The following is a 23,608-nucleotide window of genomic DNA, read 5'->3' as shown; positions in this document are numbered from 1 at the left end:
CGTTACACCTGCAGCGCAGCGCCGAGCAGCGACAACCCGACCAGCAGCACGAACAGTGCGCCGCCGATCTCGATCGCATGGGAGATCCGCCGTCCCGTGCGCGAGCCGGGACCGGCGAAGCGGACCGCGAGATCCTTGGCGGTGACGGCAAGCGTCGCGAGAATGGTGACGGTGATCGCCGTGCCGATCGACATGGCGAGAACCGACAGTACACCGCCGAGATAGAGGCTGTTCAAAAGCGCAAAGCTCATCACCAGGATCGCGCCCGAGCAGGGTCTGAGGCCGACGGCAATGATCGCCGACCAGGCCTCGTGCAGGCTGAAATCCTTCGACTTCAGCAGGGCGGGATCGGGCATGTGGCTGACGCCGCAAGTCTCACAATAATCGCCGGTTCCCTGATAGTCGTGATCGTCGATCTCGACCGCCTGGAAATTCAGCCCGGTCGGGCCGCGCCCGTTACCGGCTGGGACTGCGACGGGCATGCTGACGACGCGCATCCGCAGCGCCCGGATCTTTTTCACCAGCAGCCAGGCGCCAAACAGCGCGACCATGGCGAAGCTGGCAATCTCCATTGCCTGGGTCGCCGCCGTCATGGTGATGCCCGAGCCGCGCAGGAGGAGATAGGCCGCGCCGACCAGCAGCACCGCCACCAGGCCCTGTAGCAGCGCGGAGATGAAGGAGATGACGACGCCGCGCCGGAGTTCGATCTCGTTGGCGATCATGTAGGAGGAGATCACCGCCTTGCCGTGGCCAGGACCTGCGGCGTGGAAGACGCCATAGGCGAACGACAGCCCGATCAGGCCGGAGAGCGCCCAGGGATCCCCGCGCATCGCCTTCAGCGAACCGGTCAGCGCCCGGTAGAAGGACTGCTGGTAAAAATTGATCCAGGCGAAAAACGGACCGAGCGGTCCGCCGACCGAGAACGAGGGCTCGGCCGAACCGACGCCGAGCGGCGATTGCGCATGCGCCGACCCCACCGTCAGGATGCCGACCGCCGCAACAGCGAGAAGGGCAGGAATGACGACGGAAGGGGAAAGGGCGCCGCGGGTCTTCAGCATGTCAGTTCCAGTCGGGTGGCGAAAAGTTTCGACATGTCGGTGCCGGTCGGATCGTTGAAGAAGGCATCGGTCAGCGACGTGGTATTCTGGGAGATCACTTCGTCGGGGTCGGGGCGCACCACCTTGTGCTGGCAATGGGCAAAACCGTCGCCCTTGACGATCAGGTCGCCATCGGTCGGGAAGTCGATCGAGGTGTACATGGAAGGATCGTAGATGCCGAAGGCCAGCCGGCCCTTGAGCGGCACCGGCTTTTCGGGCTTCACCGCAAACAGGACCAGAAGCTGGTTGCCGTCGAGCGAGACGTGGATCACGTCCGGCTTCTGCACCCCGACATTGGCGCCGTTGGCCGTGATCGTCGTGAAATAGTGATAGTCGGCCAGCGACTTGCGCATCACCTCGCCGAGCGCCGCGAGTTCCTTGGCGTCGAGCTTCAGGTCGGTATTCTTGTCGAAATCGAGCAGCACGCTGGATGAGAAGACCTCATCGAACCGCCAGACATTGTGCAGCTCCGCGACGTTGCCGTCGGTCCCGGCCACCACTTCGAGCCGCGCCTCGGCAAAGATATGCGGATGGGCGAGTGCGGGGAGCGGGATGCAGGCAGCCGCCAACGTGGCAATGGTCAAGACTCGATATCGCATTCGCCCTATGGCTCCCGGTTCGTCCGCCCCTTGCAGTGCAGCGCAAATGAGACGGAATTTCGACTCGAACCGGTCACATGTCCAGCCCAGGTCTAGTGCCGGGTGAGATTTTCCAGATGCTCCATGCGTTTGCGAAACTGGCTTTCGAAGTCCCACCCGCGCGCGAACCGAAGCGCGTTTTCGGCCCGTTCGAGAATGGATGCGCGGTCCTTGTCGAGGGCGGCCAGTCGATCGGCCATCGCCCTGATGTCGCCGAGCGGGGCGGCCCAGCCGGCTTTCGATTCGATCATCAGCGCCGACCACATCTCGTTGTCATAGCCGGCGATCGGAACGCCGCAGCCCATCGTCTCGATATAGGTGCAGGAAGGATCGGACTGTCTGTGGCAGCTGAGGAAGATATCCGCATCCGTTCGCGTCAGCGGTACGAGTTCCTGCTCGAAATCGACCGGACCCTTGAGGAAGACACAGTCCTGAAGCCAATGCTTGTGGATGTCGGCGCTGATCGCCCCTGAAAGACTTCCCTCGCCGTAGATCGTCAGGGTGAAATCGACGCCCCTCTCGTCAAGCAGCCTGGCGATCGGAACGAGGTCCTGCACGCCCTTCATCGGTTCGAGCCGTCCCGAATGAATGAGCCGCAACGGCTCGCCGCTCTGGAGATGCCGTCTGCGGGCGCTCATCTCCTGCGGCGTTGCGAACATTGCCGGCTTCATGCGGTTGTCGAGGTAGAGGAGCTGGCTGCCGCCCATGTCGTGATAGGCCGCGTGGGCGGGGTAACCGTTCGCCTGGATGCCGCGGGCGGCGCGGAAGGCGCGCTTGCGCTTGTATTCCTGCATCATCGTCCAGGCCATGCCGTAGATTTTCCGCGGCAGGCTGCGGGTGTCGTCGAGCGAGATGATCTGCAGACGGGTCTGATGAGTGTACTCGATCGAATAGACCACAGCGCTCTTCGCTTGCCGGATTACCGCGGGCGGCAGCAGGTCCAGATAGGAATCTCCCGATAGCAGCGCGAGATCGAAATCGGCCAGATGGTCTGCCGAGACCCGTTCCTCCGGCTCCAGAATACGCACCCGGAAATCGAGATCGCCGATATCGTAGCGACCGCCGAAAGGTATGTCGGTCGCGCCGCGCCGGATGAAGCAGGTGACGGGTCCCGACCAGTGCTGCACATGCAGGGCCATGCCGGAAACGAACTTCTTGTCGAGCACCAGCTTGCCGTTTTCGGCCTCGATCACCGGCGCCGACACGAACATCGCCAGGCTTTTCTGCATGGACCTCGATCCTCCGCGATGCCGGGACTTTCGCACGCTGAGCCGCACTATGCGGATCGAAGCCAAGCTCAAGCAAGCCGGCCAATAGGTCGACCGGCCGCGGAGGCGTTACCTCATTCGCCGTAGAGACCGGCGAAGCGCCGGGCGCCTGCCCCGGTCGATGCTGAGGTCAATGCTGGCGGCGGAACCAGGCGGAGAGGAAGTCGACGAAGCTCCTGACCTTGGCCGGCAGGTAGCGGCGATGCGGATAGACCGCATAGATGCCGCGGTCCTTGGCGATATAATCGTCGAACAGCGTCACCAGTTCGCCCGACTGGATCGAGGCATTGGCAATGAAATCGGGGATGATCGCCACGCCGAGGCCCGCGCGGGCAGCGCGCAGCGTCGCCTGCGGGCTGTTGATCTCGACCGGGCCGCTGACGGCGACCGAAATCGTCGAGCCGTCCTTGTCGGTGAAGCGCACATTGTTGTGCCAGCGGGAATTGGTGTCGATGATGAAGGGGACGCGGTTCAGATCCTGCGGGTGTTCGAGCGGGCCGTATTTGGCGACGAAATCGGCGGTCGCCACCGTATAGACCCGGAAGTCGGAGAGCTTGCGGGCAATCAGGCCGGAATCTTCCAGCTTGGTGATTCGGATCGCGAGGTCGAAATTTTCCTCGATCAGGTCGACGAATCGGTCCTCGGCGACGATTTCCAGCGACACTTCCGTGTGGCTCTTGGCGAAATCGATCAGCGACTGGCCGACCTCCGCATCTACGAAGGTGCGGGGCACGGAAACGCGCAGGCGTCCCTTCAGATCGGCGTTGTTCTCGCGCACGAGGTCGGCGAGGTTGTCGATCTCCTTGAGGATGTCGGCGGCTGTCCTGTAATAGGTGTGGCCGGCCTCGGTCATCGAGAACTGGCGGGTGGTGCGATTGAGCAGCAGGGCGCCCAGATCGTCTTCCAGTTCGCGCACATATTTCGACAGTAGCGCCTTCGACCGCCCGGTCCGCCGGGCTGCGGCTGAAAAGCCTTCTGCTTCAACCACATCGATGAAGGCCCGCATGCGGGTGAGAGTGTCCAAATGTCGCCCCTTTTAGTCTGGTCGATCCTAGTTGGGATTTAGCACGGAATTGTGCAATGCGAAATTTTGGTGATGGGCAAAAAAACTCTTGATTATGACCGCGAATATTCTTATCTCCCGGTCAGCCCAAAGTCGCACGTGCCCGTGGGTGTCCGCCGACCCTCTATTTGGTGAGGTCATCGGTAAGGTACCTGGAACTAACCCCTCCAGTCGCTATTCCGGCCATCCGGGAAATGCGAGGACATCTGAAGCAACGACGGTGCGGGCCTTTTTGTTCTCTCCCTGCTTTCCATCAGCGGGGGTTACTGAAGAGGCACACCATCATTGCCGGAAGTGCGGTAGGGACCCCCCTCCAATCCATGGCAGACAAAGCCGGATCATTGTTCGTGGCAGAGCGTTGATCCACTTATCGCGCGTTTGAGCGTGTTCACGGTACCGGTGTCTCCACCAACCGGGCTGAACGCATTCTCATCCGTCCTTTGTCCTCCGGTTCATAGCCGGAGCTTTGAGATTTGAAGGGACTGATCATGACCACTGCTCGCATCCTTGACTTCATCAAGACCCAGCGTCCCGAAGGACCGTTTCTTGTTGTCGATCTCGACGTCGTGCGCGACAATTTCAACGCCTTCCGTCATGCCCTGCCGGACAGCGCGATCTATTACGCGGTCAAGGCCAACCCGGAACCGGCAATCCTGAAGCTGCTCGCTTCGATGGGTTCCAACTTCGACTGCGCGTCGGTCGCCGAAATCCAGATGGCACTCGATGCCGGCGCTTCCGCCGACCGCATTTCCTTCGGCAACACGATCAAGAAGGAACGCGACATCGCTCGCGCCTTCGCGCTCGGCGTTGGCCTCTATGCAGTCGACAGCCATGAGGAAGTCGAGAAGATTTCCCGCGCCGCCCCCGGTGCGAAAGTATTCTGCCGCGTGCTGACCGATGGCGAAGGCGCCGAATGGCCGCTTTCCCGCAAGTTCGGTTGCGTGCCGCAGATGGCCGTCGACGTGCTCGTCTACGCGCACCAGATGGGTCTCGAATCCTACGGCGTGTCCTTCCATGTCGGCTCGCAGATGACCAAGGTCGATGCCTGGGATGCGGCTCTTGCCGATGCCAAGCGCGTCTTCGGTTCGCTCGCAAAGCAGGGCATCGTTCTGCAGATGGTCAACATGGGCGGTGGTTTTCCGACCAAGTACCTGCGCGACGTGCCGTCTGCCGAAGCGTACGGCAAGGCGATCTTCGCTTCGCTGCGCAAGTATTTCGGCAACAACCTGCCGAAGACGATCATCGAGCCGGGTCGCGGCATGGTCGGCAATGCGGGCGTCATCAAGGCTGAAGTCGTCCTCGTGTCGAAGAAGTCGGACAACGACAATCACCGATGGGTCTTCCTCGACATCGGCAAGTTCGGCGGTCTCGCCGAAACCATGGACGAGGCCATCCGTTACCCGATCCGCACCGAGCGGGACGGCGACGAGATGGAACCCTGCGTTCTCGCCGGCCCGACCTGCGACAGCGCCGACGTGATGTACGAGAAGAACATGTATCCGCTGCCGGTGACGCTCACCATTGGCGACGAGGTTCTGATCGAAGGCACCGGCGCCTATACGACGACCTATTCGGCCGTCGCCTTCAACGGCTTCGACCCCCTGAAGGCGTACGTCATCTAAGGCGGCTTTGCCTGCCTGACTGGCGTCATCCAATACCGCCGGCCCCGTAACCAACCGGGGCGGCAAATTCACAATTCCTCTTCATCGCCGCTGATAACGGTATTGGGTACGGGAGGCCAAGATGGCCGCTGTTCTTGATTCTGTGCGCGCATTCTTTGCGCCCAACTCCACTTTCGCCATCGACGCCGAAACGCCGGCCGACGTGGTCGCCCGCGAAACCCTGCTCGACCGCGCCATGGGCCCGGATCGCCGCAAAAAATCGTCGGAAAAGATTCGCCGCAACCGCGTGCCGGCCGAAGGTCTCGCGATCGTCGCCCGTGACGGCGCCGGCCACGTGATCGGCACCGTGCGGCTTTGGAACATCGAAGCCGGCATTTCGTCCGAAGGCCAGGCGATCGATGCGCTGCTGCTCGGCCCGCTCGCGGTCGATTGCGCTTACGAAGGCAAGGGCATAGGTGCTGCGCTGATGCGTGCGGCGATCACCGAGGCCCACAAGCGCGGCCATGGCGCGATCCTGCTCGTCGGCGATGCGGCCTATTATGAACGGTTCGGCTTCTTCGCCGACAAGACCCGGCATCTCGTCATGCCCGGCCCCTTCGAGCGTTCGCGTTTCCTGGCGCTCGAACTCAAGGCCGGCTGGCTTGAAGGTGCCGCTGGCATGATCGTCGCCAACGGGCGCAAGCTGGCCTGACAAAGGCCGAGTTTTCGACCAAGGCATTCAGCACTCAAGGCCTCGCGCCCCGACGATCTGCCCAGACCCCGTCTCCCCGGTGGAGCACTCCCGTTGGAGCGCCCCAAGGGGAGGCGGGGTTTTTCATGCGACAAATTCTCCCTTTCAGGCCACCGCCGCTGATCCGCCGGCCGCGGTTGATCCTGATCAATCCGACTCTCGCTGCCCGCTCCTAAGCCTCTCCTCGCAAGATCGATATACAATCAAGGAGAGCTTACATGAACACGAGCGGGGCACGGCATCTGAGATGGATCGCAGGCGCGGGTGCGGCTTTTTTCGCATTCGGGGCGGCAGCGGCGGATCTGACGCCGGCATCCGTCGCCCCGGTGGCGCAGGAGGCCGCTACCGGCCAGAGCCCCTGGCAGATCCGCGTGCGCGGCTTGGGCGTCATCACTGAGAACCGCGGTTCGGTCAACGGCGTGCCGGGTTCGGACCTTTCTTTCTCCGACTCGGTCATCCCCGAACTCGATATCAGCTACTTCTTCACCGACAATATCGCCGCCGAACTGGTCCTCGGCACCACCTATGCGAATATCAAGGAGGACGGTGCCGTCGGCGTGCCGGTCGGCCGCGCCTGGTTGCTGCCGCCGACGCTGACGCTGCAATACCACTTCACCGATTTCGGCGCCTTCAAGCCGTATGTCGGGGCGGGGGTCAATTATTCGCTCTTCTACAACCAGTCGGAAAAGCCGGGCTTCCACAATCTCGACGTCGAGAATCACGTCGGTGCAGCCCTTCAGGTTGGCTTCGATTACATGATCGACCAGCACTGGGGTGTGAACTTCGACGTGAAGAAGATCTTCATGGAGACCGACTGGAAGGCCGATCACGACGTGCTCGGACCGCTGAGCGGCAAGGCGAAGATCAATCCCTGGCTGATCGGCACAGGCGTTACCTACCGGTTCTAGAAAAACCAACGAGGGCGGTAGGGACGGGGCCGGCGCCAGAACAGGTGGCGCCGGCCTTTGTTTTCAGGGCTTCAACGCATGCAGAGCGGCAGTCTCGCCGTCGACGACGAATACTTCGCCGCCGGTCACTCCCGCCTGGTGGGAGGGTCAGGCGAGAGCGTCCGATATTTCAGTCGCCGTCTTTGGCGCGATAGGCATCCGGGATCACGAAAATCTCGTCGGCGCGGCCGTATCCGCCGTCCTTGACCTCTTCGATCAGCACCATGGTGTGAGGCCGTGCGGCCTCGCTCAGGTATTCGACCAGCATCTCGGTGGTGCGGTGGACGATCTCTTGCTTCTGGGCCTTGCTGAGCGCAGCTTCGGGCGTCTTGATGTTCACGAATGGCATCGGGTTTTCCTTCAGGTTGATGTTTTGGTGTTTCAGATCATGCCGCCGTTGGCGCGCAGCACCTGGCCGTTGACCCAGCCGCCGTCCGGGCCGGCGAGGAAGGAGACGACGGAGGCGATGTCCTGCGGCTGGCCGAGGCGGCTGAGCGGGATGGTCTTGACGATGTTCCGGACCAGTTCGTCGGACTTGCCGGTCATGAACATTTCGGTTTCGACGGGGCCTGGAGCGACCGCGTTGACGGTAATCCCGCGCCGGCCAAGTTCCTTGGAGGCAACGTGGGTCATCGCTTCGACGGCCGCCTTGGTGGCGGCATAACCGCCATAGGCCGGGCCGTAGACGCCGACGACGCTCGACGAGAAGTTGATGATGCGGCCGCCGTCGCGCAGCCGCTTGCCTGCCTCTCGGATGCCGCGGAACGTGCCCATCAGGTTCGTGGCAAGCTGAAATTCGAAAGTCTCGTCGTCCATCTCGGCGAGCGGAGCAAGCCGCATCACACCGGCATTGTTGACGAGGATGTCGGCACCGCCAAAGCTCTGTTCGGCAGCGTCGAACAGGGTTGCGGCAGCGGTCGGGCTGCCGACATCCGCCTGCACCGCGACCGCCTTGCCGCCGCCGGCTTCGATCTGTGCAATGACCTCGTCGGCGGCTTGCCGGCTGGTCGCATAGTTGACGACGACGGCGATGCCGTCCTCGGCGAGGCGGAGTGCGATGGCTCTGCCGATGCCCTTCGATGCGCCGGTGACGATCGCGACGCGTTGTCCGTTGTTGGTCATGGGATCTCTCCTTGGTTGATGGACAGGAGATATTGCTGACACCGAACAAGAACAATCATCGGTGAATTGACATCAGAATTCGTCTGTGGTGAACAAAGCCATGGATCGTCTCGACCGCATGCAGCTCTTTGTCCGGATCGTCGAACGGCGCAGTTTTTCCGCTGCGGCCGCGGATCTCGGCCTTGCCCGTTCGACCGTCACCGAAGCGGTCAAGCAGCTCGAGGAGGGGATCGGCACGCGACTGTTGGAGCGGACGACGCGCTACGTCACTCCGACGCTGGACGGCCGGGCCTTCTACGAGCGTTGCCTTGCAATCCTCGCCGAGGTGGACGAAGCGGAAAACATCTTCCGCGATGCGCAGCCGCGCGGCCTGCTGCGGGTCGACGCGCACGGGTTCCTGACCCGCACCTTCCTTTTGCCGCGCCTTCACGAATTCCTCGACCGCTATCCGCTCCTGGAACTGCAGATCGGCCAGGGCGACCGGCTGGTGGATCTCGTTCGTGAAGGCGTGGACTGCGTCATCCGGGCAGGCGAGATCGACGACAGCGGGCTGATCATGCGCAGGCTCGGAACCATCACCGAAATCACCTGCGCCAGCCGCGCCTATGTCGAGAAACATGGGCTTCCGAAATCACCGGATGCGCTGGAGGGGCATTTCGCCATCGGCTTCCTGTCGTCGCGCACCGGCCAGATCATGCCGCTCGAATTCATGGTCGGCGATGAGGTGCGTTACGTCACCCTTCCAAGCCGACTGACGGTCAACAATTCCGATACGATGGTCGATCTCGCCCGCCGCGGTTTTGGCCTCATGCAGGCGCCGCGCTATCGCCTGCAGCGGGATATCGACGAGGGCGTGCTCGTCGAGGTGCTTGCCGATTTCCCGCCGTCACCGACACCGCTTTCGGCGCTCTATCCGCAGAACCGCCAACTTTCGCCGCGGGTGCGCGTTTTCATCGATTGGATCGTCAAGGTATTCGCCGAAGCGGGGCTTTGAGGTGTCTTACGGCCGATAGATCGCCTGCAGCTTGGCAAGGTCGGCGATCTTCAGTTCCACCGGGTCCAGGTCGTCGCGAGAAGGCTTGAACCATGCGGCCGCCTCCTGGATGTGCCGGCCATAGGGTTCCGGATACATGCTCAGCCCCATGACCCACTGGCGAACGATTTCCCGGTCCATGCGGCCCGAGGCATAGCGGTCGTGCATGGTCTTGGCGGATGTGGTGAGGTCTTCGACATTCTTCATCAATGTACCGCGGGATTGGGTTCGGGTTCGCCGAAGAAGGAGCGGATGCCGTCGCGCTCGACAGTCGCCAGGAACTCGTCGAAGGCCTCACGGTCGGTCGGAAACGGCTCTTCCCAGGTAGTGACGTCGTCCTCTTCGGTGATGACTTCCAGCGTCCAGTCGCCCTGGGTGCCGGCAGGACGGTAGATATCGACCAGCACGGTAATGCCGTCGTCGGTGAATTCGCCGGCGAGTTCAGAATGTTCGGTCTTGGGTGTCTTGGCCATGTCCTATCCGATCGTATAAACGGCTGTCCCCGCGCTGCGGGTCCGGTCCCAGGAGGGAATCGGATACGCAACGATTAAGACGGTCGGGATGGTCCAATACACTGCTTTCCGTTTTTGCTCCACCGCGGATGAGAATGGCTTTTCGGGAATGGGGTGTCGCGGCTGTCGCTTTGCCCCTCATCCGCCTGCCGGCACCTTCTCCCCGCACGCGGGGAGAAGGACATATGCCGCGACGTCGCGGTTTCCCTCGCCCCGCTTGCGGGGAGAGGGTGCGCCGAGCGAAGCGGAGGCGGGGTGAGGGGCAAGCCGCGTATTCGGTTGTCCATGCGCGGAGGAAGGAGCTTCACACTCCATCATCTCTGCGTGAATCCACCCTTTCCGCCATAGTCTTGGCCGCCTGGCCGTCCTAGCTTCGCTGCATGATCACACGCCGCGCAACCCTCCTGTCCCTGCCATTCGCTCTGACTGCGGCCCGCAGCCTTGCCCAGGGCGCGCCCCAGGCACCTGTGCCGCAGCCGCCCTTGATGCTCGATACCGTGCTCGGCGGCGCGGCGGAGCTGGAGCCGCTGAAGGTCGTGCTCGTCGCCCGCAATGGCGAGATGCTCGCCGAACGGGCATTCAACGGCCATTCGCTGAGCGCTTCGACCAACATCAAATCGGCCTCGAAATCGATCATCTCGGCGCTGACCGGCATCGCCATCGACCGCCGGCTGCTCGAGGGGCCGGACCAGAAGATCGCGCCGATCCTGAAGGCCGACCTGCCGGCAAATCCGGACCCGCGCATCCACGCCGTCACCATCGGCAATCTGCTTTCGATGCAGGCGGGGCTCGGGCGGCTGTCGGGGCCGAACTACGGCCGCTGGGTTGCGAGCCGCAACTGGGTGCAGTTCGCGCTCGCCCAGCCGTTCGACGACAATCCCGGCGGTTCGATGCTCTATTCCACCGCCTCGACGCATCTGCTCTCGGCGATCCTCACCAAAGTCGCCAAGAAATCGACGCTGGCGCTGGCGCGCGAATGGCTGGAGCCGGTCGACGGTTTCCGGATCGGGTCCTGGGAACGAGACCGGCAAGGCATCTATTTCGGTGGCAACCAGATGGCAATGGCCGCCCGCTCGCTACTGGCCTTCGGAGAACTCTACCGCCGCGGCGGCAAGACGAAGGACGGCCGCCAGGTCGTCTCGAAGGACTGGATCGACCAGTCCTGGACGCCGCGCACCAATTCGCGCTTTTCCGGCGACGGTTACGGATACGGCTGGTTCCTGCGCAATATCGGCGGCGAGGAGGTCAGGTTCGGCTGGGGTTATGGCGGGCAGATGCTCTATATCGTGCCGTCGCTCGGCCTCACCGTGGTGATGACGTCAGACGAAAGCGGCCCCTCAGCCCGCAGCGGTTATCGCGACGACCTGCACAACCTGCTCGCCGAAATCATCGGCGCCGTCCGCATCGTTTGAAGCCAGTTCGTATAAACTTGAACGACCGGACAAACCGAATCGTAACCGCCCAACGCTATTATGCCCCGCGTCGCCATTGGGGGTGTTTCATGCTGGATCTGCGGACGATTTATATCGTCTCGGCTATAACCTGCTCGGTCCTGGGCATCGTCCAGATGATCGCCTATTCCAGCGGCCGGTTCGAACGCTGGCTGTTCTGGTGGAGCGCCAGCGGCATCGTCATCGGAGCCGGCTTGTTCAGCGTCGGTCTGCGAAACGTGTTGCCGGACGTCGTCTCGATCCTGATCGGCAACAACCTGATCCTGGTCGGTTATCTGCTGCTGATCGTCTCCGTCCGGCTTTTCGGCGGCCGTCCGGCCCGTTGGGGCCTGAGTTGGCTGATCCTTGCCGTTCTTTCGGCGCCGCTGATCCTCTTGTGGCGTGACGATGCCAGTACCGCGCCGCGCATCGCCATCTTCTCGCTCGTCTGCGCTCTCGGCGACCTCTTGGTGATGCTGGAGGGTATTCGCCTCGCGCGACAGGAGAGGCTGCGGTCGGCATGGCTGGTCGCTGCGATCTACATGCCGACTGCCGCCATCTTTGCAGCGCGCGCCCTTCTGGCGGTGACGGGCTGGATCGGCGAAGGCGGCCTGTTTGCCCCTGGCAATGGCGCCGATGCCTGGCTTGGGCTCTGGGCGGCGCCCTTCCTGGCATTGCGAAGCATCGTCATCAATCTGATGGCGGCCGAACGGGCTGGAAACAAGCTCACCTATCTGGCGGATCGCGACGCCCTAACCGGCGTGCTCAACCGCGGCGGGCTCATGCGTTCCTATGCTGGTCTCGAGCCGGGCCCGATCGCCCTGATGCTTATCGACGTCGACCATTTCAAGCAGATCAACGACACGCATGGGCACGCGGTCGGCGATGAAGTGCTGCGGCGGTTCGCATCCTCCGCGTCTCTGCACCTGCGCAGCCACGACCTCTTCGCGCGGCAGGGCGGCGACGAGTTCGTGATCGTCCTCAAGGGATGCCCTGTCGAAAAAGCCGTCGAGACGGCCCAGAAGATCCGCGTGGCCTTTGCCGCTTCCCTCGCGGAAATGGAGGGCCTTGTCGTGCAGCCGACACTCAGCATCGGCGTGGCGACCGAAATATGCGGCCCCGGCGATCTCGAAACCCTGCTGCAGCGGGCCGACCAGGCGCTTTACGCGCGCAAGCGCAACGGCCGCGACGGCATCGATACGTTCGAGGAAGACCGCCAGGCGGCGTGAAGGCGGGGACGATTTCGCCGCGGAGAACGGAAATTCCCTTTTCGTTTGAGGCGCATTCTCGTGGAAATGGTTCCGCGGCATCCCCGCCTGCGCCGGCGCGGTTATAGTGGTCGCGTCACAGGGCAGGGGCCGGGTCGCGAACCGGGTCGCATCCCACGGAGAGCATCCGGCGTCCGGTGATGGTCGTAAAGGTGAGGAAGGCGCCGTCAGGGCGCCGACCGCCGCAAGGTTCAAGGTTTCGGATCCAGACCATCCGTCGCCCGCCTTTCGGAAAACACCGGAGCGATCGGGCAGGCAGCAAAGCCTGACACCCATACCACTTCATACACGCTGCCATCCCCGCATGGACCAGGCCGCGGCGGAGATTTTTCCGCCGCGGTTATTCGTGCTGCAAGCTTTCAGGCTGCGATATCGATGACGCCGCAATCACCGGCATCGGAGGAGAAGGCGACGAGCTTGCCGCTGGCGCTCCAGCTCAATCCAGTTATGCCGCCCTTGCCGGGCCGGCGTAGAAGCGCTTCCTTTGCGTCGGCAAGCCTGACGCCAAGGATCATACCGTCGATAAAACCGATGGCGAGCACTTCCTCGGCCGGATGGAAGGCCACCGATGTGACCATGATATTGGCGCGGGTGCCGAGTTCCTGCGGCGCCTTGCCCATCGGTCCGTCCTTTGCCGAAAACGGCCAGACGATAGCAGCCGGGGCGCCCGACGAGGCAAGCCATTTGCCCTTCGGCGACCAGGAGAGCGACTTCACCTTGGCCGGGTAACCGGTCATCCGCATATGGCGGTTTTCGCCCGGCTTGCCGTCGAGCTTCCAGCCATGCAGGGCGTTTTCCTGCATGGTCGTCACCAGGAAACGTCCGTCGGGCGAGAAGGTGACGGCGTTGTGGGCGCCTTTCCATTCGAGATCGACCGGCGGCGCATTGGTGCCGACCCAGTGCAGCGAGACGCCGTTGTAACGAGCGGCCGCGATCCTGAGGCCCTTGCCGGCGAAGGCGAGGCCTTCGACGCTGCGCTCTTCGGGAAACTCCTTCAGCGTGCCGTCGCTCTGCTTCACGAAACTCGATTTGCCATGCGCATAGGCGACCGCATTCTGCGGGCCGCCGGCAACGACGCTGATCCACTTGCGCGGCGCTTCGGCAATCAGGGTCGCCTCGCCATTGCTGCCGATGCGCATTACCTTGCCGTCCTCGCCGCCGGTCAGCAGCGTGGCGCTGAAGGGATCGCGGATGCAGGTCAGCAGACCCTGATGGGCCTCCGTGACTTTCTCGCCGCCATCCAGGCGGTGGATCGTGCCGGCGGCGGTGGCGAAGAATGGAACGTCGCCGAGGAAATGCGCGGCGACGACATGGCCTTCGAGATCAAGCGGTGCGACTGTCGGCATCAGGCAGCATTTCTCCAGGGCATGACGTGGTCCGAAAACCGCTTCACACTTTTCGGCGTCATGCCGCTACCTCACAAGCCCTGAAGCTCTTCTCGATCTTGTCGACATCGAGATCGCGGCCGATGAAGACGAGGCGCGATTCGCGCTTTTCGCCGTCTTTCCACGGCCGCTGGTGATCACCTTCGACGATCATGTGGACGCCCTGCACGACATAACGTTCCTCGTCGCCCTTGAAGGCGATGATGCCCTTCAGGCGCAGAATGCTCGGGCCGTCCGTCTGGGTGATCTTCTGGATCCAGGGGAAGAACCGTTCCGGGTTCATCTCGCCGCCGCGCAGCGAGATCGACTTCACCGTCACGTCATGGATCGGCGACATTTCGCCGTGGTGATGGTGGTGGTGATCATGGCCGTGATGATCGTGATCATGGTCATGTGCATGATGGTCGTGATCATGATGATGGTGGTCATGCCCATGGTCATGGTCGCAGTCCGGGCCACAGACATGGTCGTCATAGCCGTGGTCGAGGAAATGCGGATCGTTTTCGAGCGCGCGTTCCAGGTTGAAGGCGCCCTGGTCGAGCACGCGGGCGAGATCGACGCCGGAACGGGTGGTCTTGTAGACGCGCGCAGTCGGGTTGATGGCGCGGACGACGTCTTCGATGATCGCCAGTTCTTCCGAGGAAACGAGATCGGTCTTGTTGATGACGACGACATCGGCAAAGGCGATCTGGTCTTCGGCTTCGCGACTGTCCTTCAAGCGCAGCGGCAGGTGCTTGGCATCGACGAGGGCGACGACCGCATCGAGCTCGGTCTTGGCGCGCACGTCGTCGTCCATGAAGAAGGTCTGGGCGACCGGCACCGGATCGGCAAGCCCGGTGGTCTCGACGATGATGCCGTCGAAGCGGCCCGGGCGGCGCATCAGGCCCTCGACGACGCGGATCAGGTCGCCGCGTACCGTGCAGCAGACGCAGCCGTTGTTCATTTCGTAGATTTCTTCGTCCGACTCGACGATCAGGTCGTTGTCGATGCCGATCTCACCGAACTCGTTGACGATGACCGCGTATTTCTTGCCATGGCTTTCGGAGAGAATGCGGTTGAGGAGCGTCGTCTTGCCGGCGCCGAGATAACCGGTGAGCACGGTGACGGGAACGGGCTTGACGGTGGCTGTTTCGGTCATGAAAACCTCGAGGACTTGAGAGCGCCCGATCGGCGCGGAAGCTTTGTTCGTCTCATATAAGGGCAAGCCGGGACGAGTTCAAAGGGTTTGTATGTTATAAGATCACATCGGAATTGCAGCTGAGGCCGGGTATGGCCGCTACCCTGCCGGCAGCGGTTGTGGAGGGCCTCGGTGGCTTGATCCTTACGGCCTCGTTTCGGCGTCCGTCTGGCGCAAAAGCTGGTCGAGGGTCAGAAGCGGCTGCTCGGTCACCTTCGCATAGGCATAATGAAAGCAGTCAAAATTGCTGAGATATCGGCGCCCAATCCCGTGTTTCTCGGCGACTGCGACTGCATAATTCAAAAGCTTCCGAGGCGATCCGGCCTCGCGAATCTCGATGTCCCGCGCGTCCAGCCATTCAACGACCGCGCCTTCTGCCTCCCGGTAACGGCAATCCAACTGATCCGGCCGGGACAGGACGATGATCGCTTCCCAAGCGGCCAATGGTGACGTGAAAGGCGAATTTGCCTGCAGAAGCGCCGTTTCGTAGGCTTCCGCAGTCTCCTCGCCGGCCATCATCGCGACGATCGCGCAGGCATCGACGAACATCAGCCGTCATCTCCGATCTGGTGATCGAGATCGTGATAGGCGTCGGGCGGTACAGGCTGCCTGTTCGCCTTGAAGGCAAGGCCGCGTTGCGTGAGGATTCTCGTTGCGGTCTCGCGAGGCGTTTCCTGACGGATGCGTTTGTCGATGGTTTCCTTCAATGCGGAAATCACCGCGTCGGTGATGGTCGTTCCGTCGATACGGGCCAGTTCACGGGCCAATGCATCGGCCTCTTCGTTTCGGATATTCAGCGTCATCCGCGGCTACCTCAAGCGTGTAGCCTAATATCGCACATTGTGTAGCTTCTTCCTACTTCAATGTTCCGACATCAAACCGCGCCACATCCTGCAGCAGCTCGATAATCCCCCTGACGGCATGCGCAACGAGCAGTTCCCCCCGTTCCGCCGTTGCCGCGGCGGCGTTGCCGGCGACGCCCTTGGAGTTGAGGTCGGACATCTTCCAGCCGAAGGCGTGCGGGCCGTAGGCGCGCAGATGTCTGAAGTCGCGGGAAAAGTCCGATTGGCGGGACGGGAAGTTTTCGGCCCTGGCCATATCGACCTTATCCGGATGGAGCGCCAGCATCACGGACGTCTCGATGTCTCCGCCGTGGATGTCGACTGCCTTGTCCTCCGGGGCGATCCAGCCGGCGGGTTGGCCGAAGCGGGTCCAGCTCGTGGCGACGACCAGCATGCCGAACCGCACCCGCGCCTCGGTCGCCACGATGGTCATGAGCGGCGAATTGCCGCCGTGGGCGTTGAGCAGCACCAGCTTGCCGATGCCCTTTGCGTGAAGGTCGGCGGCAATGCCGAGCCAGCGGTAAACGGCTTCGTCGAAGCCAAGCGTCTTCGTACCGGCGACATCCATATGCTCAATCGAATAGCCAATCGGCTCCACGGGCAGGAACGTGACCGGCAGGTGGGCGGGCAGGGCAGGGATCAGGCGCGAGATGAGACCCTCGGCGATGAGCGTGTCGGTCTCGAACGGCAGGTGCGGTCCATGCTGCTCGTGGGCGCCGAGCGGCAGGACGGCGATCCAGTCTCGCCTTTCTGTGGACGCAAGTGTCGTATCATTGTCATGATAGCGTGGCGAAGGGTGCGACATCTGGCGGTGGTTTCCCGGTTTCGATATGGATAGCGCGCCACAGATATAACGGCTACTTCTTTAGGGCAAAACGGGCGGAGCGAATGAGCAAGAAGAAGGGCGATAAAAAAGCCAAGTCCGGCAAGAAGAAGGAATTGGAAGGCCTTTCGGCCACCGACCTTGCGCCGGCGATCACCCAGGCCGCCCGCTCCATGCGCACAGCACTCAGCCGCAGCCTCGGCGAAAGCGGGCTTTATGCCGGCCAGGACGGCGTCATCCTGATTCTTGCGGAAGAGGACGGAATGACCCCCGGCCAGCTCGCCATAAGGCTCGGCGTCAAGGCCCCGACCATGACCCGTACGATCGGCCGCATGGAAGCTCAGGGATTTCTGGAACGCCGCGCCGACGGCACCGACGGGCGCCTCACCAAGGTGCATCTGACGGAAGCCGGATTGCAGACCGTCGAGCAGATCGGCCGCTCGGTCTCCGAATGCGGTTCGATCGCCGCAAAAGGTCTCTCCGACAAGGAGATCCGAACCCTCCTCAAGCTCCTGAAGGCTGTCGAACAAAATCTTCAGTCGGAGTCCTCCGACGACAGGGGCTGATTTCCCTCCAGATTTTCGCCGTTACAGGATTGTCGCACGGAATTAAATTGTTTATTTAAAGTTTAATTCGAGCATCGGATAGCGATGCCGGCCATTGCGGGTGGGGGAAATGGCGCAAAAGATCAAGTTGTCGACGATTGGCGAAAGCCTTGGTCTTTCAACTGCCACGATATCGCTTGCGCTGCGCGACAGCCCGCTCGTGGCAGCCGATACCCGGGAAAAAATCAAGGAACAGGCAAGAGCCCTCGGTTATATCTACAATCGCCGCGCAGCCAGCCTGCGCACCTCGCGCTCCGGCATTATCGGCGTCGTGGTGCATGACATCATGAACCCGTTCTACGGGGAAATCCTCAAAGCGATCGAAAGCGAGCTCGATCGCAGCCGCCATACATTCATCCTTTCCAATCATTACGATTCGGTCGAAAAGCAGCGCACCTTCATCGAAACGCTGCTGCAGCTCGGTGGTGACGGGGTGATCATGTCGCCGGCGATCGGCACGCCGATCGAGGATATGAGGCTCGCGGAAGAGAACGGCATGCCGGCCATCCTCGTTGCCCGTTCGATGGAAGGCGTCGAACTGCCGACCTATCGCGGCGACGACAGCTACGGCATTTCGCTTGCCACCAACCATCTGATCGGCCTCGGGCATCGGGTGATCGCGATGATCGGCGGCACGGACCAGACGTCGACCGGTCGCGACCGCTACCAGGGTTATGTCAACGCGCTGCGCAAAGCGGGCATCGAGGTCGATCCGAACCTGCGCATCCCCGGCCCGCGTTCGAAGCAGGGCGGGTTCGAGGCGGCGGTGCATTTCCTTTCCCTGCCGCAGAAGCCGACGGCCGCGGTCTGCTGGAACGATCTGGTGGCGATCGGCCTGATGAACGGCGTCGCCCGCGCCGGGCTGCTGCCCGGTCACGACATCTCCGTCACCGGCTACGACGATCTCGAAGAGGCGTCGATCGCGACACCGGCGCTGACGACGGTTTGGAACGGCCAGACGGAAGTCGGTCGGCTTGCGGCGCGCGCCCTGCTCGACCGCCTTGCCGGCAGCCACGAGCCGGACGGCATCCATCTGATCAAGCCGGAAATGCGCATCCGCCAGTCGACCGGGGTGCACCGGCCAAGGGTTTAGGCCGCGACGGGTACCGCCGTCTCCGGCCACAGAAAGATCGCTATCCGATTGACGAACAGCACCAGGCATGCGGCGAAGACGGTGGCGTAGAGCCGGTCCCATAATGTGGCGGCCGTCAGAACCTGATCGGCTGTGCCCATGGCCATCATCATCAGCGGCGTCATGACGATCGAATAGGCGAGATAGTTCCTGGCCCGCAGGAATGGTCGGCAGCCGCCAAGAACGGCGATGCTCAGCACATCCGCCCAGGCGGGCAGAGCCAGGAATGAAAGCAGGCCTGCGCAGCAGACGCCGAAGATGACACCGATCACCCTTTGCGTCGTCTTCCGCGGCATGCGCTCCGGCCGGCGCTCGACCAGCAGCACAAGCGTCAGCGCCGCCCAGTGAACGTCGTGGGAGGGAAAAAGCGCGTGCGCGAGCAAAACAGCGCCGAGACTGAGGACCAGCCGGATCGGATATTGCCAGCCGGCCCATTCTCCCAGCGAGCGTTTCAGCCGATTGAACTTTTGCCTGGCGGTCGGGGCACGGTTGGCTTCGACCGGCTTTTCTTCAGGCTTGCGGATGCGATCGACGACGGCGGACATGCCGATATGCAGGATCGCCGCAAAGAGCGCGCCGCTCATGACGACGGTAAAGATCAGCAGCGGATCGGCACTCGTCGTTGCCACGATGCCGCCCACCATGATGAGATAGAAGACGAACCGCATCGACGCGGCCACCATCGCCCGGTCGAACCCGCCGACGATGCCGGCGATCGCCGCCAGCGAAAGCATCGCGGCCTGGCCTGCCATGCCCAGGCGGCCGACGAGGCAGGCAAGCCCTGCGGCAATCGCCAGCGTGGCGAAGGCGGCACCCGCACTGCCGGCTTGCACCCTCAACTTGCCATGCGCTACGGTTCCGCTCATCGCCATGCCGCCGACGAGGCCGAGGCCCATGTGATGGCCCCTTGCGACCAGCAGCGCCGGCACTGCTATGGCAAGCGCCGAAACGACGATCTCGATCGCCGTCACTTCTTTTTCCGTCGACCAGCGAAAGGCTTCGGCAACGTGATTGAATGTCTTTTCCATCCGCCATCCCTCAGGCTCGCGATTGAGCAATGGCATAATAATACGCAATGCGTATCATATGTCCAGTGACGACGCCTCAACTCTGATTGTTCGTAGCGTGCTGCTGCTCGGCCGCCGGCTGCGCGCCGCGCGAGCGGAAGGCGCGGTCAGTCTGTCGACGATCGCCATGCTCGCCACTCTTCATCGGTTGGGGCCGATGCCGGCGTGGCGCCTTGCGCTGGAGGAGCGGCTGCAACCGCAATCGGTCACCCGCATCGTCGCGGCTATGGAACGCGACGGCCTCATCAGCCGCAGTCGCAACGGGCAGGACCGCCGCGAAATCGAGTTGGCACTGACGCCTCACGGTCGCACGGTTCTTTCCGAGGATATCCGCGCCCGCCGCGCCTGGCTGGAAAAGGCAATCGAAGCCTGCCTCAGCCCGGAAGAGCGCGAAACGCTGATCGAGGCTTCGCAGATTATGCTGAAGCTTGCTTATGTGAAGGCGGGGGAAGGGCCGGGCGAGGTCGAGGAGTAGGTTTCCCGATATCCTGCTTCACGCTGATGCTTGGCCGGCGTCAAGCCGCCACGTCGCGAGCGTCAAGCCGCCACGTTGGTCAGCGTCTTGCGGGCTGCGTAGGCGCGGACGGCTTCGCCGAAAGCGTGAAAGAGTGCCCGCGACGGTGCGTCGGTTTCAGCCCAGTATTCGGGATGCCATTGCACGCCCACGGCAAAATTCTTGGCGTCGATGACCGAAACCGCCTCGACCGTGCCGTCCTCGGCGGTTGCTTCGACCTTCAGACGAGGTGCGGTTTCGGCGATCGCCTGGCGGTGCAGGGAGTTGACCTGGACCTCGCCTGCCAGGCCCAGATAATTGGCGATGCAGGAGCCTTCGGCAACGAACACAGGCTGGCGGATCGCGTACATGTCGTCGCGCTCCTTCACATCGGGTTTGCGGTGGTCCCAGATGCCGGGCTGGTCCTGGATTTCGCTCGCCAGCGTGCCGCCCAATGCGACGTTCAGTTCCTGGATGCCGCGGCAGATGGCGAGCAGGGGAATGCCACGGTCGATCGCCCGGCGGATGAGGGGCAGGGAGGTCGCGTCGCGGGCCGGATCGAAGGGGCCGTCGCCGTCGGTCGCTTGCTTGCCATAGAGCGACGGGTGGACGTTGGTCGCCGATCCTGAAACCAGCACGCCGTCGACGCGGTCGAGGATGGCATCGGTCTCGTTGCCCTCTTCGAAAGCCGGAATGATGAAGGTCATCACGTCCGCCACTTTCAGCGCCGCCTGAACATACTGGTTCGGCGATGCATGCCAGATCGCTCCATCCAGTTGGCGGATATCGGCGGGCAGGGCGACGATCGGTTTCGGCATCAGGCTCTCCAACGAAGCATGCTGTTGCGTCTGATGTCGTTGTGCCGCGGGAGGCCGGTTCAAGTCAAGTTGGAGGCGTGTTTCCGGGTCGGGCGTTGCCCAAAGAATAAGCATTGCCCCTTTGAAATGTCTGGTGAATCCAGTTTCGGCGGGACGCTACGAAAGTCTAACGATAAAAGACCTTCCCGCATTGAGGAATATTAGCTCCGGCGCTTGCAACCGCTAGACCAAAATGTTTACCTCGCCCCAGGACCGGGGGGAGTGGGAACAGATAAGCCCTACGGTTGTCTTACTGGGAGGTATTTCATGGATCGTCGTTCATTTTTCAAAAAGGCTGCCGTGACTGGCGCCGGTGCAGCTGCCGCCACGGTGCTCGCCGCTCCGGCCATCGCGCAGTCGAGCCCAAAAGTCACCTGGCGTCTGACGTCTTCATTCCCGAAGTCGCTGGACACCATCTATGGCGGCGCGGAAGACATCGCCAAGCATGTCGCTGCGGCAACCGATGGCAATTTCACCATTCAGCCGTTTGCCGCCGCCGAAATCGTGCCGGCCATGCAGGCAGCGGACGCCGTCAGCAATTCGACGGTCGAAATGTGCCATACCTGCTCCTATTATTTTGTCGGCAAGGATCCGACATTCGCGATCGGCACCGCCATCCCGTTCGGCCTCAATGCCCGGCTGAACAATGCCTGGTTCTATCAAGGCAACGGCAATACGCTGATGAACGAATTCTATGCCAAGCATAACATCTACGGCATGCCCGCCGGCAATACCGGCGCGCAGATGGGCGGCTGGTTCCGCAAGGAAATCAACACGGTCGACGACTTCAAGGGCGTCAAGATGCGCATCGCCGGCATTGCCGGTAAGGTGCTGGAAAAGCTTGGCGCAGTGCCGCAGCAGATCGCCGGCGGCGACATCTATCCGGCGCTGGAAAAGGGCACGATCGACGCGGCCGAATGGGTCGGCCCCTATGACGACTACAAGCTCGGCTTCTACAAGGTTGCCAAGTACTACTACTATCCGGCCTTCTGGGAAGGCGGCCCGACCATCCATGCGTTCGTCAACCTGGAAAAGTGGAACGCGCTCCCGAAGGCCTATCAGGCGGCGCTGACCGATGCCTGCGCTTTCGCCAACACCAACATGATGGGCAAATACGACGTGAAGAACCCCACGGCGATCAAGCAGATCGTTTCGCAGGGTACGACGCTTCGCCCCTTCAGTCAGGAAATCCTCGAAGCCTGCTACAAGGCCACTCTCGAGGTCTACAAGGACATCTCGGCGACCAATGCCGATTTCAAGAAGGTCTACGAAGATCAGGTCGCCTTCAAGAAGGAAGCCTATCTCTGGATGCAGCTGTCGGAATATACCTACGACACCTTCATGATGATCCAGCAGCGAAACGGCAAGCTCTAATCACAGGTCAGGCAGTTCTTGATATCGAAGCCCCGGATCGAGAGATCCGGGGCTTTTGTTTGGCGGGTACCCGGGGGATCGGTTCAAATGGCAAGGGCGGCCGAAGGGCGGTTCGTGAAGCGGCTGAACGTATCCTGCGATGGGAATGCCAGTATGTTTTCGTAGGTGCGCGGCTCGGGACGGTCGAACCGGTTCAGAACGGGTGCGCCGCCATGGCGGAAGTTCCATTTCAGCTTTTCCAGCGTGGAAGCCGATTCAGGCGCATATTCCAGATCGTAGAACTGGTAATCCGGCAGGCAGGCGGTGAGCTTGCCGAAGTCTTCTGGTGCCGCGAGATGGCCGTGGAACTCGAAGGACACGATCGGCCGGTTGAAGGCGATCGTCGAACGCAGTCCTTTCAGAACCCGCAGCTCGAACCCCTCGACATCTATCTTGATGAAATCGACCCTGGTTATTCCGAGGCGCCGGATGAGCTTGTCCGCTTCGAAGACCGGCAGGCGCAGGATACGGCTATGTCCCGATGGCCGGTCATCCTCCACGAAGCCGCTGGCGCCCAGGTTGCCTTCGAGATTTTCGCGGAACATGAGGGTGTCGTCGCAATCGCCGAGAGCCGCCTGATGCAGTCGGATGTTATCGAGCCGGTTCGAGCGAATGTTCTCGGTCAACCGCCTGAAGACGTCGGGGTTGGGTTCGAAGCAATGGATCTCGGCGAAGTCTCGATTGAGGTGAATGGCGTGGTTGCCGATATTCGCGCCGATATCGAGCGCGACGGCATCAGGCTCGAAGCGGCCTTGCAGGAATTCCAGAAACCGTCCCTCAAACCAGCCTTCGACGAAGATAGCCTCGTCGATACTTTGTGCAGGATCGAGGTTGAAGATGTATCCCCGGTTGGTGCGATGGGTGAATACGTCGCGCTCTCTGGCAAACTGTCTGCGCCGCAACGGCTCGACTATGGTCCGATCGATCGACCGTCGCACGACGTACATCGCATTCGGCAATACGTGGTTCATCTGCATGTCGTGCCCCCGACCGATCCAGCCAAACCGGGTTCTGGTCTGGCGACGGCAAACCCGGCGCGCGATGCCGCCCGCGCCAAGTTTTATACGCTCAGTAAGCCGGTTAG

The 23,608-nt window shown here is 62.2% G+C and carries 26 protein-coding genes; 10 read left to right on the top strand and 16 right to left on the bottom strand.

Annotation, left to right across the window (positions count from 1 at the left end; genetic code table 11):
• Positions 1-2: 2 nt before the first annotated feature.
• The 4 genes from AC1D3C_RS13900 to AC1D3C_RS13885 all read right to left on the bottom strand — a co-directional run bounded on the left by AC1D3C_RS13900 (position 3) and on the right by AC1D3C_RS13885 (position 4,027).
• A complete protein-coding gene (locus AC1D3C_RS13900; RefSeq protein ID WP_477483285.1) occupies positions 3-1,058 on the bottom strand; it encodes a nickel/cobalt transporter in 1,056 nt (351 codons plus the stop codon).
• Positions 1,052-1,696, bottom strand: a complete 645-nt coding sequence (locus AC1D3C_RS13895) for a DUF1007 family protein (protein ID WP_247135865.1) — start codon at positions 1,694-1,696, stop codon at positions 1,052-1,054. Before AC1D3C_RS13895 ends, AC1D3C_RS13900 begins: the two co-directional genes overlap by 7 nt.
• A gap of 92 nt (positions 1,697-1,788) precedes the next feature.
• The gene (locus AC1D3C_RS13890; RefSeq protein ID WP_477483284.1) at positions 1,789-2,964 is read right to left on the bottom strand and encodes a glycosyltransferase; all 1,176 of its coding nucleotides are present in this window, start codon (positions 2,962-2,964) and stop codon (positions 1,789-1,791) included.
• Between the two features lie 169 nt (positions 2,965-3,133).
• Positions 3,134-4,027, bottom strand: a complete 894-nt coding sequence (locus AC1D3C_RS13885; RefSeq protein WP_007766786.1) for a LysR family transcriptional regulator — start codon at positions 4,025-4,027, stop codon at positions 3,134-3,136.
• A gap of 527 nt (positions 4,028-4,554) precedes the next feature.
• Here AC1D3C_RS13885 and odc2 point away from each other — a divergent pair.
• The 3 genes from odc2 (at position 4,555) to AC1D3C_RS13870 (ending at position 7,326) form a co-directional block, all read left to right on the top strand.
• Positions 4,555-5,688, top strand: a complete 1,134-nt coding sequence (odc2, locus tag AC1D3C_RS13880; protein WP_477483283.1) for an ornithine/lysine decarboxylase — start codon at positions 4,555-4,557, stop codon at positions 5,686-5,688.
• A gap of 121 nt (positions 5,689-5,809) precedes the next feature.
• On the top strand, positions 5,810-6,379 hold the full coding sequence (locus AC1D3C_RS13875; protein WP_038545317.1) for a GNAT family N-acetyltransferase: 570 nt from the start codon (positions 5,810-5,812) through the stop codon (positions 6,377-6,379).
• 257 nt (positions 6,380-6,636) lie between these two features.
• Positions 6,637-7,326 carry an OmpW/AlkL family protein gene (locus tag AC1D3C_RS13870; RefSeq protein ID WP_247033644.1) on the top strand — a complete coding sequence of 230 codons (690 nt, stop codon included), beginning with the start codon at positions 6,637-6,639 and terminating at the stop codon, positions 7,324-7,326.
• A 169-nt stretch (positions 7,327-7,495) separates the two neighbouring features.
• Here the strand turns inward: AC1D3C_RS13870 and AC1D3C_RS13865 are convergent, their stop codons facing one another.
• Together AC1D3C_RS13865 and AC1D3C_RS13860 are read right to left on the bottom strand one after the other, a co-directional pair.
• Positions 7,496-7,714: a tautomerase family protein gene (locus tag AC1D3C_RS13865; RefSeq protein WP_477483282.1), complete on the bottom strand. Its 219-nt coding sequence runs from the start codon at positions 7,712-7,714 to the stop codon at positions 7,496-7,498.
• 32 nt (positions 7,715-7,746) lie between these two features.
• Positions 7,747-8,487, bottom strand: a complete 741-nt coding sequence (locus AC1D3C_RS13860) for an SDR family oxidoreductase (protein WP_477483281.1) — start codon at positions 8,485-8,487, stop codon at positions 7,747-7,749.
• A 100-nt stretch (positions 8,488-8,587) separates the two neighbouring features.
• Here AC1D3C_RS13860 and AC1D3C_RS13855 point away from each other — a divergent pair, with 100 nt between their 5' ends.
• Positions 8,588-9,481 (top strand): LysR family transcriptional regulator, encoded by an 894-nt coding sequence (locus AC1D3C_RS13855; protein ID WP_477483500.1) that lies wholly within the window; start codon positions 8,588-8,590, stop codon positions 9,479-9,481.
• Between the two features lie 6 nt (positions 9,482-9,487).
• Here AC1D3C_RS13855 and AC1D3C_RS13850 read toward each other — a convergent pair whose 3' ends face one another.
• Positions 9,488-9,727: a hypothetical protein gene (locus AC1D3C_RS13850; RefSeq protein WP_105427479.1), complete on the bottom strand. Its 240-nt coding sequence runs from the start codon at positions 9,725-9,727 to the stop codon at positions 9,488-9,490.
• Complete coding sequence (locus tag AC1D3C_RS13845) at positions 9,727-9,993, bottom strand: hypothetical protein (protein ID WP_477483280.1); 267 nt, start codon at positions 9,991-9,993, stop codon at positions 9,727-9,729. Before AC1D3C_RS13845 ends, AC1D3C_RS13850 begins: the two co-directional genes overlap by 1 nt.
• Positions 9,994-10,412: 419 nt before the next feature.
• Here AC1D3C_RS13845 and AC1D3C_RS13840 point away from each other — a divergent pair, with 419 nt between their 5' ends.
• Both AC1D3C_RS13840 and AC1D3C_RS13835 read left to right on the top strand, forming a co-directional pair.
• Entirely contained in the window at positions 10,413-11,444 is a 1,032-nt protein-coding gene (locus AC1D3C_RS13840; RefSeq protein WP_477483279.1) for a serine hydrolase domain-containing protein, read from the top strand.
• 89 nt (positions 11,445-11,533) lie between these two features.
• Positions 11,534-12,691: a GGDEF domain-containing protein gene (locus AC1D3C_RS13835; RefSeq protein ID WP_477483278.1), complete on the top strand. Its 1,158-nt coding sequence runs from the start codon at positions 11,534-11,536 to the stop codon at positions 12,689-12,691.
• A 398-nt stretch (positions 12,692-13,089) separates the two neighbouring features.
• Here the strand turns inward: AC1D3C_RS13835 and AC1D3C_RS13830 are convergent, their stop codons facing one another.
• The 5 genes from AC1D3C_RS13830 to AC1D3C_RS13810 form a co-directional block, all read right to left on the bottom strand.
• A complete protein-coding gene (locus AC1D3C_RS13830) occupies positions 13,090-14,076 on the bottom strand; it encodes a WD40 repeat domain-containing protein (RefSeq protein WP_247135875.1) in 987 nt (328 codons plus the stop codon).
• A 58-nt stretch (positions 14,077-14,134) separates the two neighbouring features.
• Positions 14,135-15,253, bottom strand: a complete 1,119-nt coding sequence (locus AC1D3C_RS13825; protein WP_477483277.1) for a CobW family GTP-binding protein — start codon at positions 15,251-15,253, stop codon at positions 14,135-14,137.
• Between the two features lie 183 nt (positions 15,254-15,436).
• A complete protein-coding gene (locus AC1D3C_RS13820) occupies positions 15,437-15,841 on the bottom strand; it encodes a type II toxin-antitoxin system VapC family toxin (protein WP_477483276.1) in 405 nt (134 codons plus the stop codon).
• Complete coding sequence (locus AC1D3C_RS13815) at positions 15,841-16,095, bottom strand: type II toxin-antitoxin system VapB family antitoxin (RefSeq protein ID WP_477483275.1); 255 nt, start codon at positions 16,093-16,095, stop codon at positions 15,841-15,843. The genes AC1D3C_RS13820 and AC1D3C_RS13815 overlap by 1 nt, the downstream gene beginning before the upstream one ends.
• Positions 16,096-16,147: 52 nt before the next feature.
• Positions 16,148-16,939: a creatininase family protein gene (locus AC1D3C_RS13810; RefSeq protein WP_477483274.1), complete on the bottom strand. Its 792-nt coding sequence runs from the start codon at positions 16,937-16,939 to the stop codon at positions 16,148-16,150.
• Positions 16,940-17,022: 83 nt separating this feature from the next.
• Here AC1D3C_RS13810 and AC1D3C_RS13805 point away from each other — a divergent pair, with 83 nt between their 5' ends.
• Together AC1D3C_RS13805 and AC1D3C_RS13800 are read left to right on the top strand one after the other, a co-directional pair.
• On the top strand, positions 17,023-17,523 hold the full coding sequence (locus AC1D3C_RS13805; protein WP_477483273.1) for a MarR family winged helix-turn-helix transcriptional regulator: 501 nt from the start codon (positions 17,023-17,025) through the stop codon (positions 17,521-17,523).
• Between the two features lie 109 nt (positions 17,524-17,632).
• Complete coding sequence (locus AC1D3C_RS13800; protein WP_038545280.1) at positions 17,633-18,655, top strand: LacI family DNA-binding transcriptional regulator; 1,023 nt, start codon at positions 17,633-17,635, stop codon at positions 18,653-18,655.
• Here the strand turns inward: AC1D3C_RS13800 and AC1D3C_RS13795 are convergent.
• A complete protein-coding gene (locus AC1D3C_RS13795; protein ID WP_477483272.1) occupies positions 18,652-19,722 on the bottom strand; it encodes an FUSC family protein in 1,071 nt (356 codons plus the stop codon). The genes AC1D3C_RS13800 and AC1D3C_RS13795 overlap by 4 nt on opposite strands.
• A 58-nt stretch (positions 19,723-19,780) precedes the next feature.
• Here AC1D3C_RS13795 and AC1D3C_RS13790 point away from each other — a divergent pair, with 58 nt between their 5' ends.
• Positions 19,781-20,236 carry a MarR family winged helix-turn-helix transcriptional regulator gene (locus AC1D3C_RS13790; RefSeq protein WP_477483271.1) on the top strand — a complete coding sequence of 152 codons (456 nt, stop codon included), beginning with the start codon at positions 19,781-19,783 and terminating at the stop codon, positions 20,234-20,236.
• A 62-nt stretch (positions 20,237-20,298) separates the two neighbouring features.
• On the opposite strand, the gene AC1D3C_RS13785 is transcribed toward AC1D3C_RS13790, so the two are convergent.
• Positions 20,299-21,072 carry a gamma-glutamyl-gamma-aminobutyrate hydrolase family protein gene (locus AC1D3C_RS13785; RefSeq protein ID WP_477483270.1) on the bottom strand — a complete coding sequence of 258 codons (774 nt, stop codon included), beginning with the start codon at positions 21,070-21,072 and terminating at the stop codon, positions 20,299-20,301.
• A 306-nt stretch (positions 21,073-21,378) separates the two neighbouring features.
• Here AC1D3C_RS13785 and AC1D3C_RS13780 point away from each other — a divergent pair, with 306 nt between their 5' ends.
• Positions 21,379-22,485, top strand: coding sequence for a TRAP transporter substrate-binding protein (locus tag AC1D3C_RS13780; RefSeq protein ID WP_038545268.1), 1,107 nt, complete (start codon positions 21,379-21,381; stop codon positions 22,483-22,485).
• Positions 22,486-22,568: 83 nt separating this feature from the next.
• Here the strand turns inward: AC1D3C_RS13780 and AC1D3C_RS13775 are convergent, their stop codons facing one another.
• Complete coding sequence (locus AC1D3C_RS13775) at positions 22,569-23,495, bottom strand: FkbM family methyltransferase (RefSeq protein ID WP_477483269.1); 927 nt, start codon at positions 23,493-23,495, stop codon at positions 22,569-22,571.
• Positions 23,496-23,608: the final 113 nt, after the last annotated feature.

Source organism: Neorhizobium sp. P1_A6 (assembly GCF_056406795.1).
This window is presented reverse-complemented; position numbering and strand designations above follow the sequence as displayed.

Coding starts and splice junctions, on each gene's coding strand:
- AC1D3C_RS13900 (WP_477483285.1), bottom strand. CDS start 1,058: ATGCTGAAGACCCGCGGCGCCCTTTCCCCTTCCGTCGTCATTCCTGCC.
- AC1D3C_RS13895 (WP_247135865.1), bottom strand. CDS start 1,696: ATGCGATATCGAGTCTTGACCATTGCCACGTTGGCGGCTGCCTGCATC.
- AC1D3C_RS13890 (WP_477483284.1), bottom strand. CDS start 2,964: ATGCAGAAAAGCCTGGCGATGTTCGTGTCGGCGCCGGTGATCGAGGCC.
- odc2 (WP_477483283.1), top strand. CDS start 4,555: ATGACCACTGCTCGCATCCTTGACTTCATCAAGACCCAGCGTCCCGAA.
- AC1D3C_RS13875 (WP_038545317.1), top strand. CDS start 5,810: ATGGCCGCTGTTCTTGATTCTGTGCGCGCATTCTTTGCGCCCAACTCC.
- AC1D3C_RS13870 (WP_247033644.1), top strand. CDS start 6,637: ATGAACACGAGCGGGGCACGGCATCTGAGATGGATCGCAGGCGCGGGT.
- AC1D3C_RS13865 (WP_477483282.1), bottom strand. CDS start 7,714: ATGCCATTCGTGAACATCAAGACGCCCGAAGCTGCGCTCAGCAAGGCC.
- AC1D3C_RS13860 (WP_477483281.1), bottom strand. CDS start 8,487: ATGACCAACAACGGACAACGCGTCGCGATCGTCACCGGCGCATCGAAG.
- AC1D3C_RS13855 (WP_477483500.1), top strand. CDS start 8,588: ATGGATCGTCTCGACCGCATGCAGCTCTTTGTCCGGATCGTCGAACGG.
- AC1D3C_RS13850 (WP_105427479.1), bottom strand. CDS start 9,727: ATGAAGAATGTCGAAGACCTCACCACATCCGCCAAGACCATGCACGAC.
- AC1D3C_RS13845 (WP_477483280.1), bottom strand. CDS start 9,993: ATGGCCAAGACACCCAAGACCGAACATTCTGAACTCGCCGGCGAATTC.
- AC1D3C_RS13840 (WP_477483279.1), top strand. CDS start 10,413: ATGATCACACGCCGCGCAACCCTCCTGTCCCTGCCATTCGCTCTGACT.
- AC1D3C_RS13835 (WP_477483278.1), top strand. CDS start 11,534: ATGCTGGATCTGCGGACGATTTATATCGTCTCGGCTATAACCTGCTCG.
- AC1D3C_RS13830 (WP_247135875.1), bottom strand. CDS start 14,076: ATGCCGACAGTCGCACCGCTTGATCTCGAAGGCCATGTCGTCGCCGCG.
- AC1D3C_RS13825 (WP_477483277.1), bottom strand. CDS start 15,253: ATGACCGAAACAGCCACCGTCAAGCCCGTTCCCGTCACCGTGCTCACC.
- AC1D3C_RS13820 (WP_477483276.1), bottom strand. CDS start 15,841: ATGTTCGTCGATGCCTGCGCGATCGTCGCGATGATGGCCGGCGAGGAG.
- AC1D3C_RS13815 (WP_477483275.1), bottom strand. CDS start 16,095: ATGACGCTGAATATCCGAAACGAAGAGGCCGATGCATTGGCCCGTGAA.
- AC1D3C_RS13810 (WP_477483274.1), bottom strand. CDS start 16,939: ATGTCGCACCCTTCGCCACGCTATCATGACAATGATACGACACTTGCG.
- AC1D3C_RS13805 (WP_477483273.1), top strand. CDS start 17,023: ATGAGCAAGAAGAAGGGCGATAAAAAAGCCAAGTCCGGCAAGAAGAAG.
- AC1D3C_RS13800 (WP_038545280.1), top strand. CDS start 17,633: ATGGCGCAAAAGATCAAGTTGTCGACGATTGGCGAAAGCCTTGGTCTT.
- AC1D3C_RS13795 (WP_477483272.1), bottom strand. CDS start 19,722: ATGGAAAAGACATTCAATCACGTTGCCGAAGCCTTTCGCTGGTCGACG.
- AC1D3C_RS13790 (WP_477483271.1), top strand. CDS start 19,781: ATGTCCAGTGACGACGCCTCAACTCTGATTGTTCGTAGCGTGCTGCTG.
- AC1D3C_RS13785 (WP_477483270.1), bottom strand. CDS start 21,072: ATGCCGAAACCGATCGTCGCCCTGCCCGCCGATATCCGCCAACTGGAT.
- AC1D3C_RS13780 (WP_038545268.1), top strand. CDS start 21,379: ATGGATCGTCGTTCATTTTTCAAAAAGGCTGCCGTGACTGGCGCCGGT.
- AC1D3C_RS13775 (WP_477483269.1), bottom strand. CDS start 23,495: ATGAACCACGTATTGCCGAATGCGATGTACGTCGTGCGACGGTCGATC.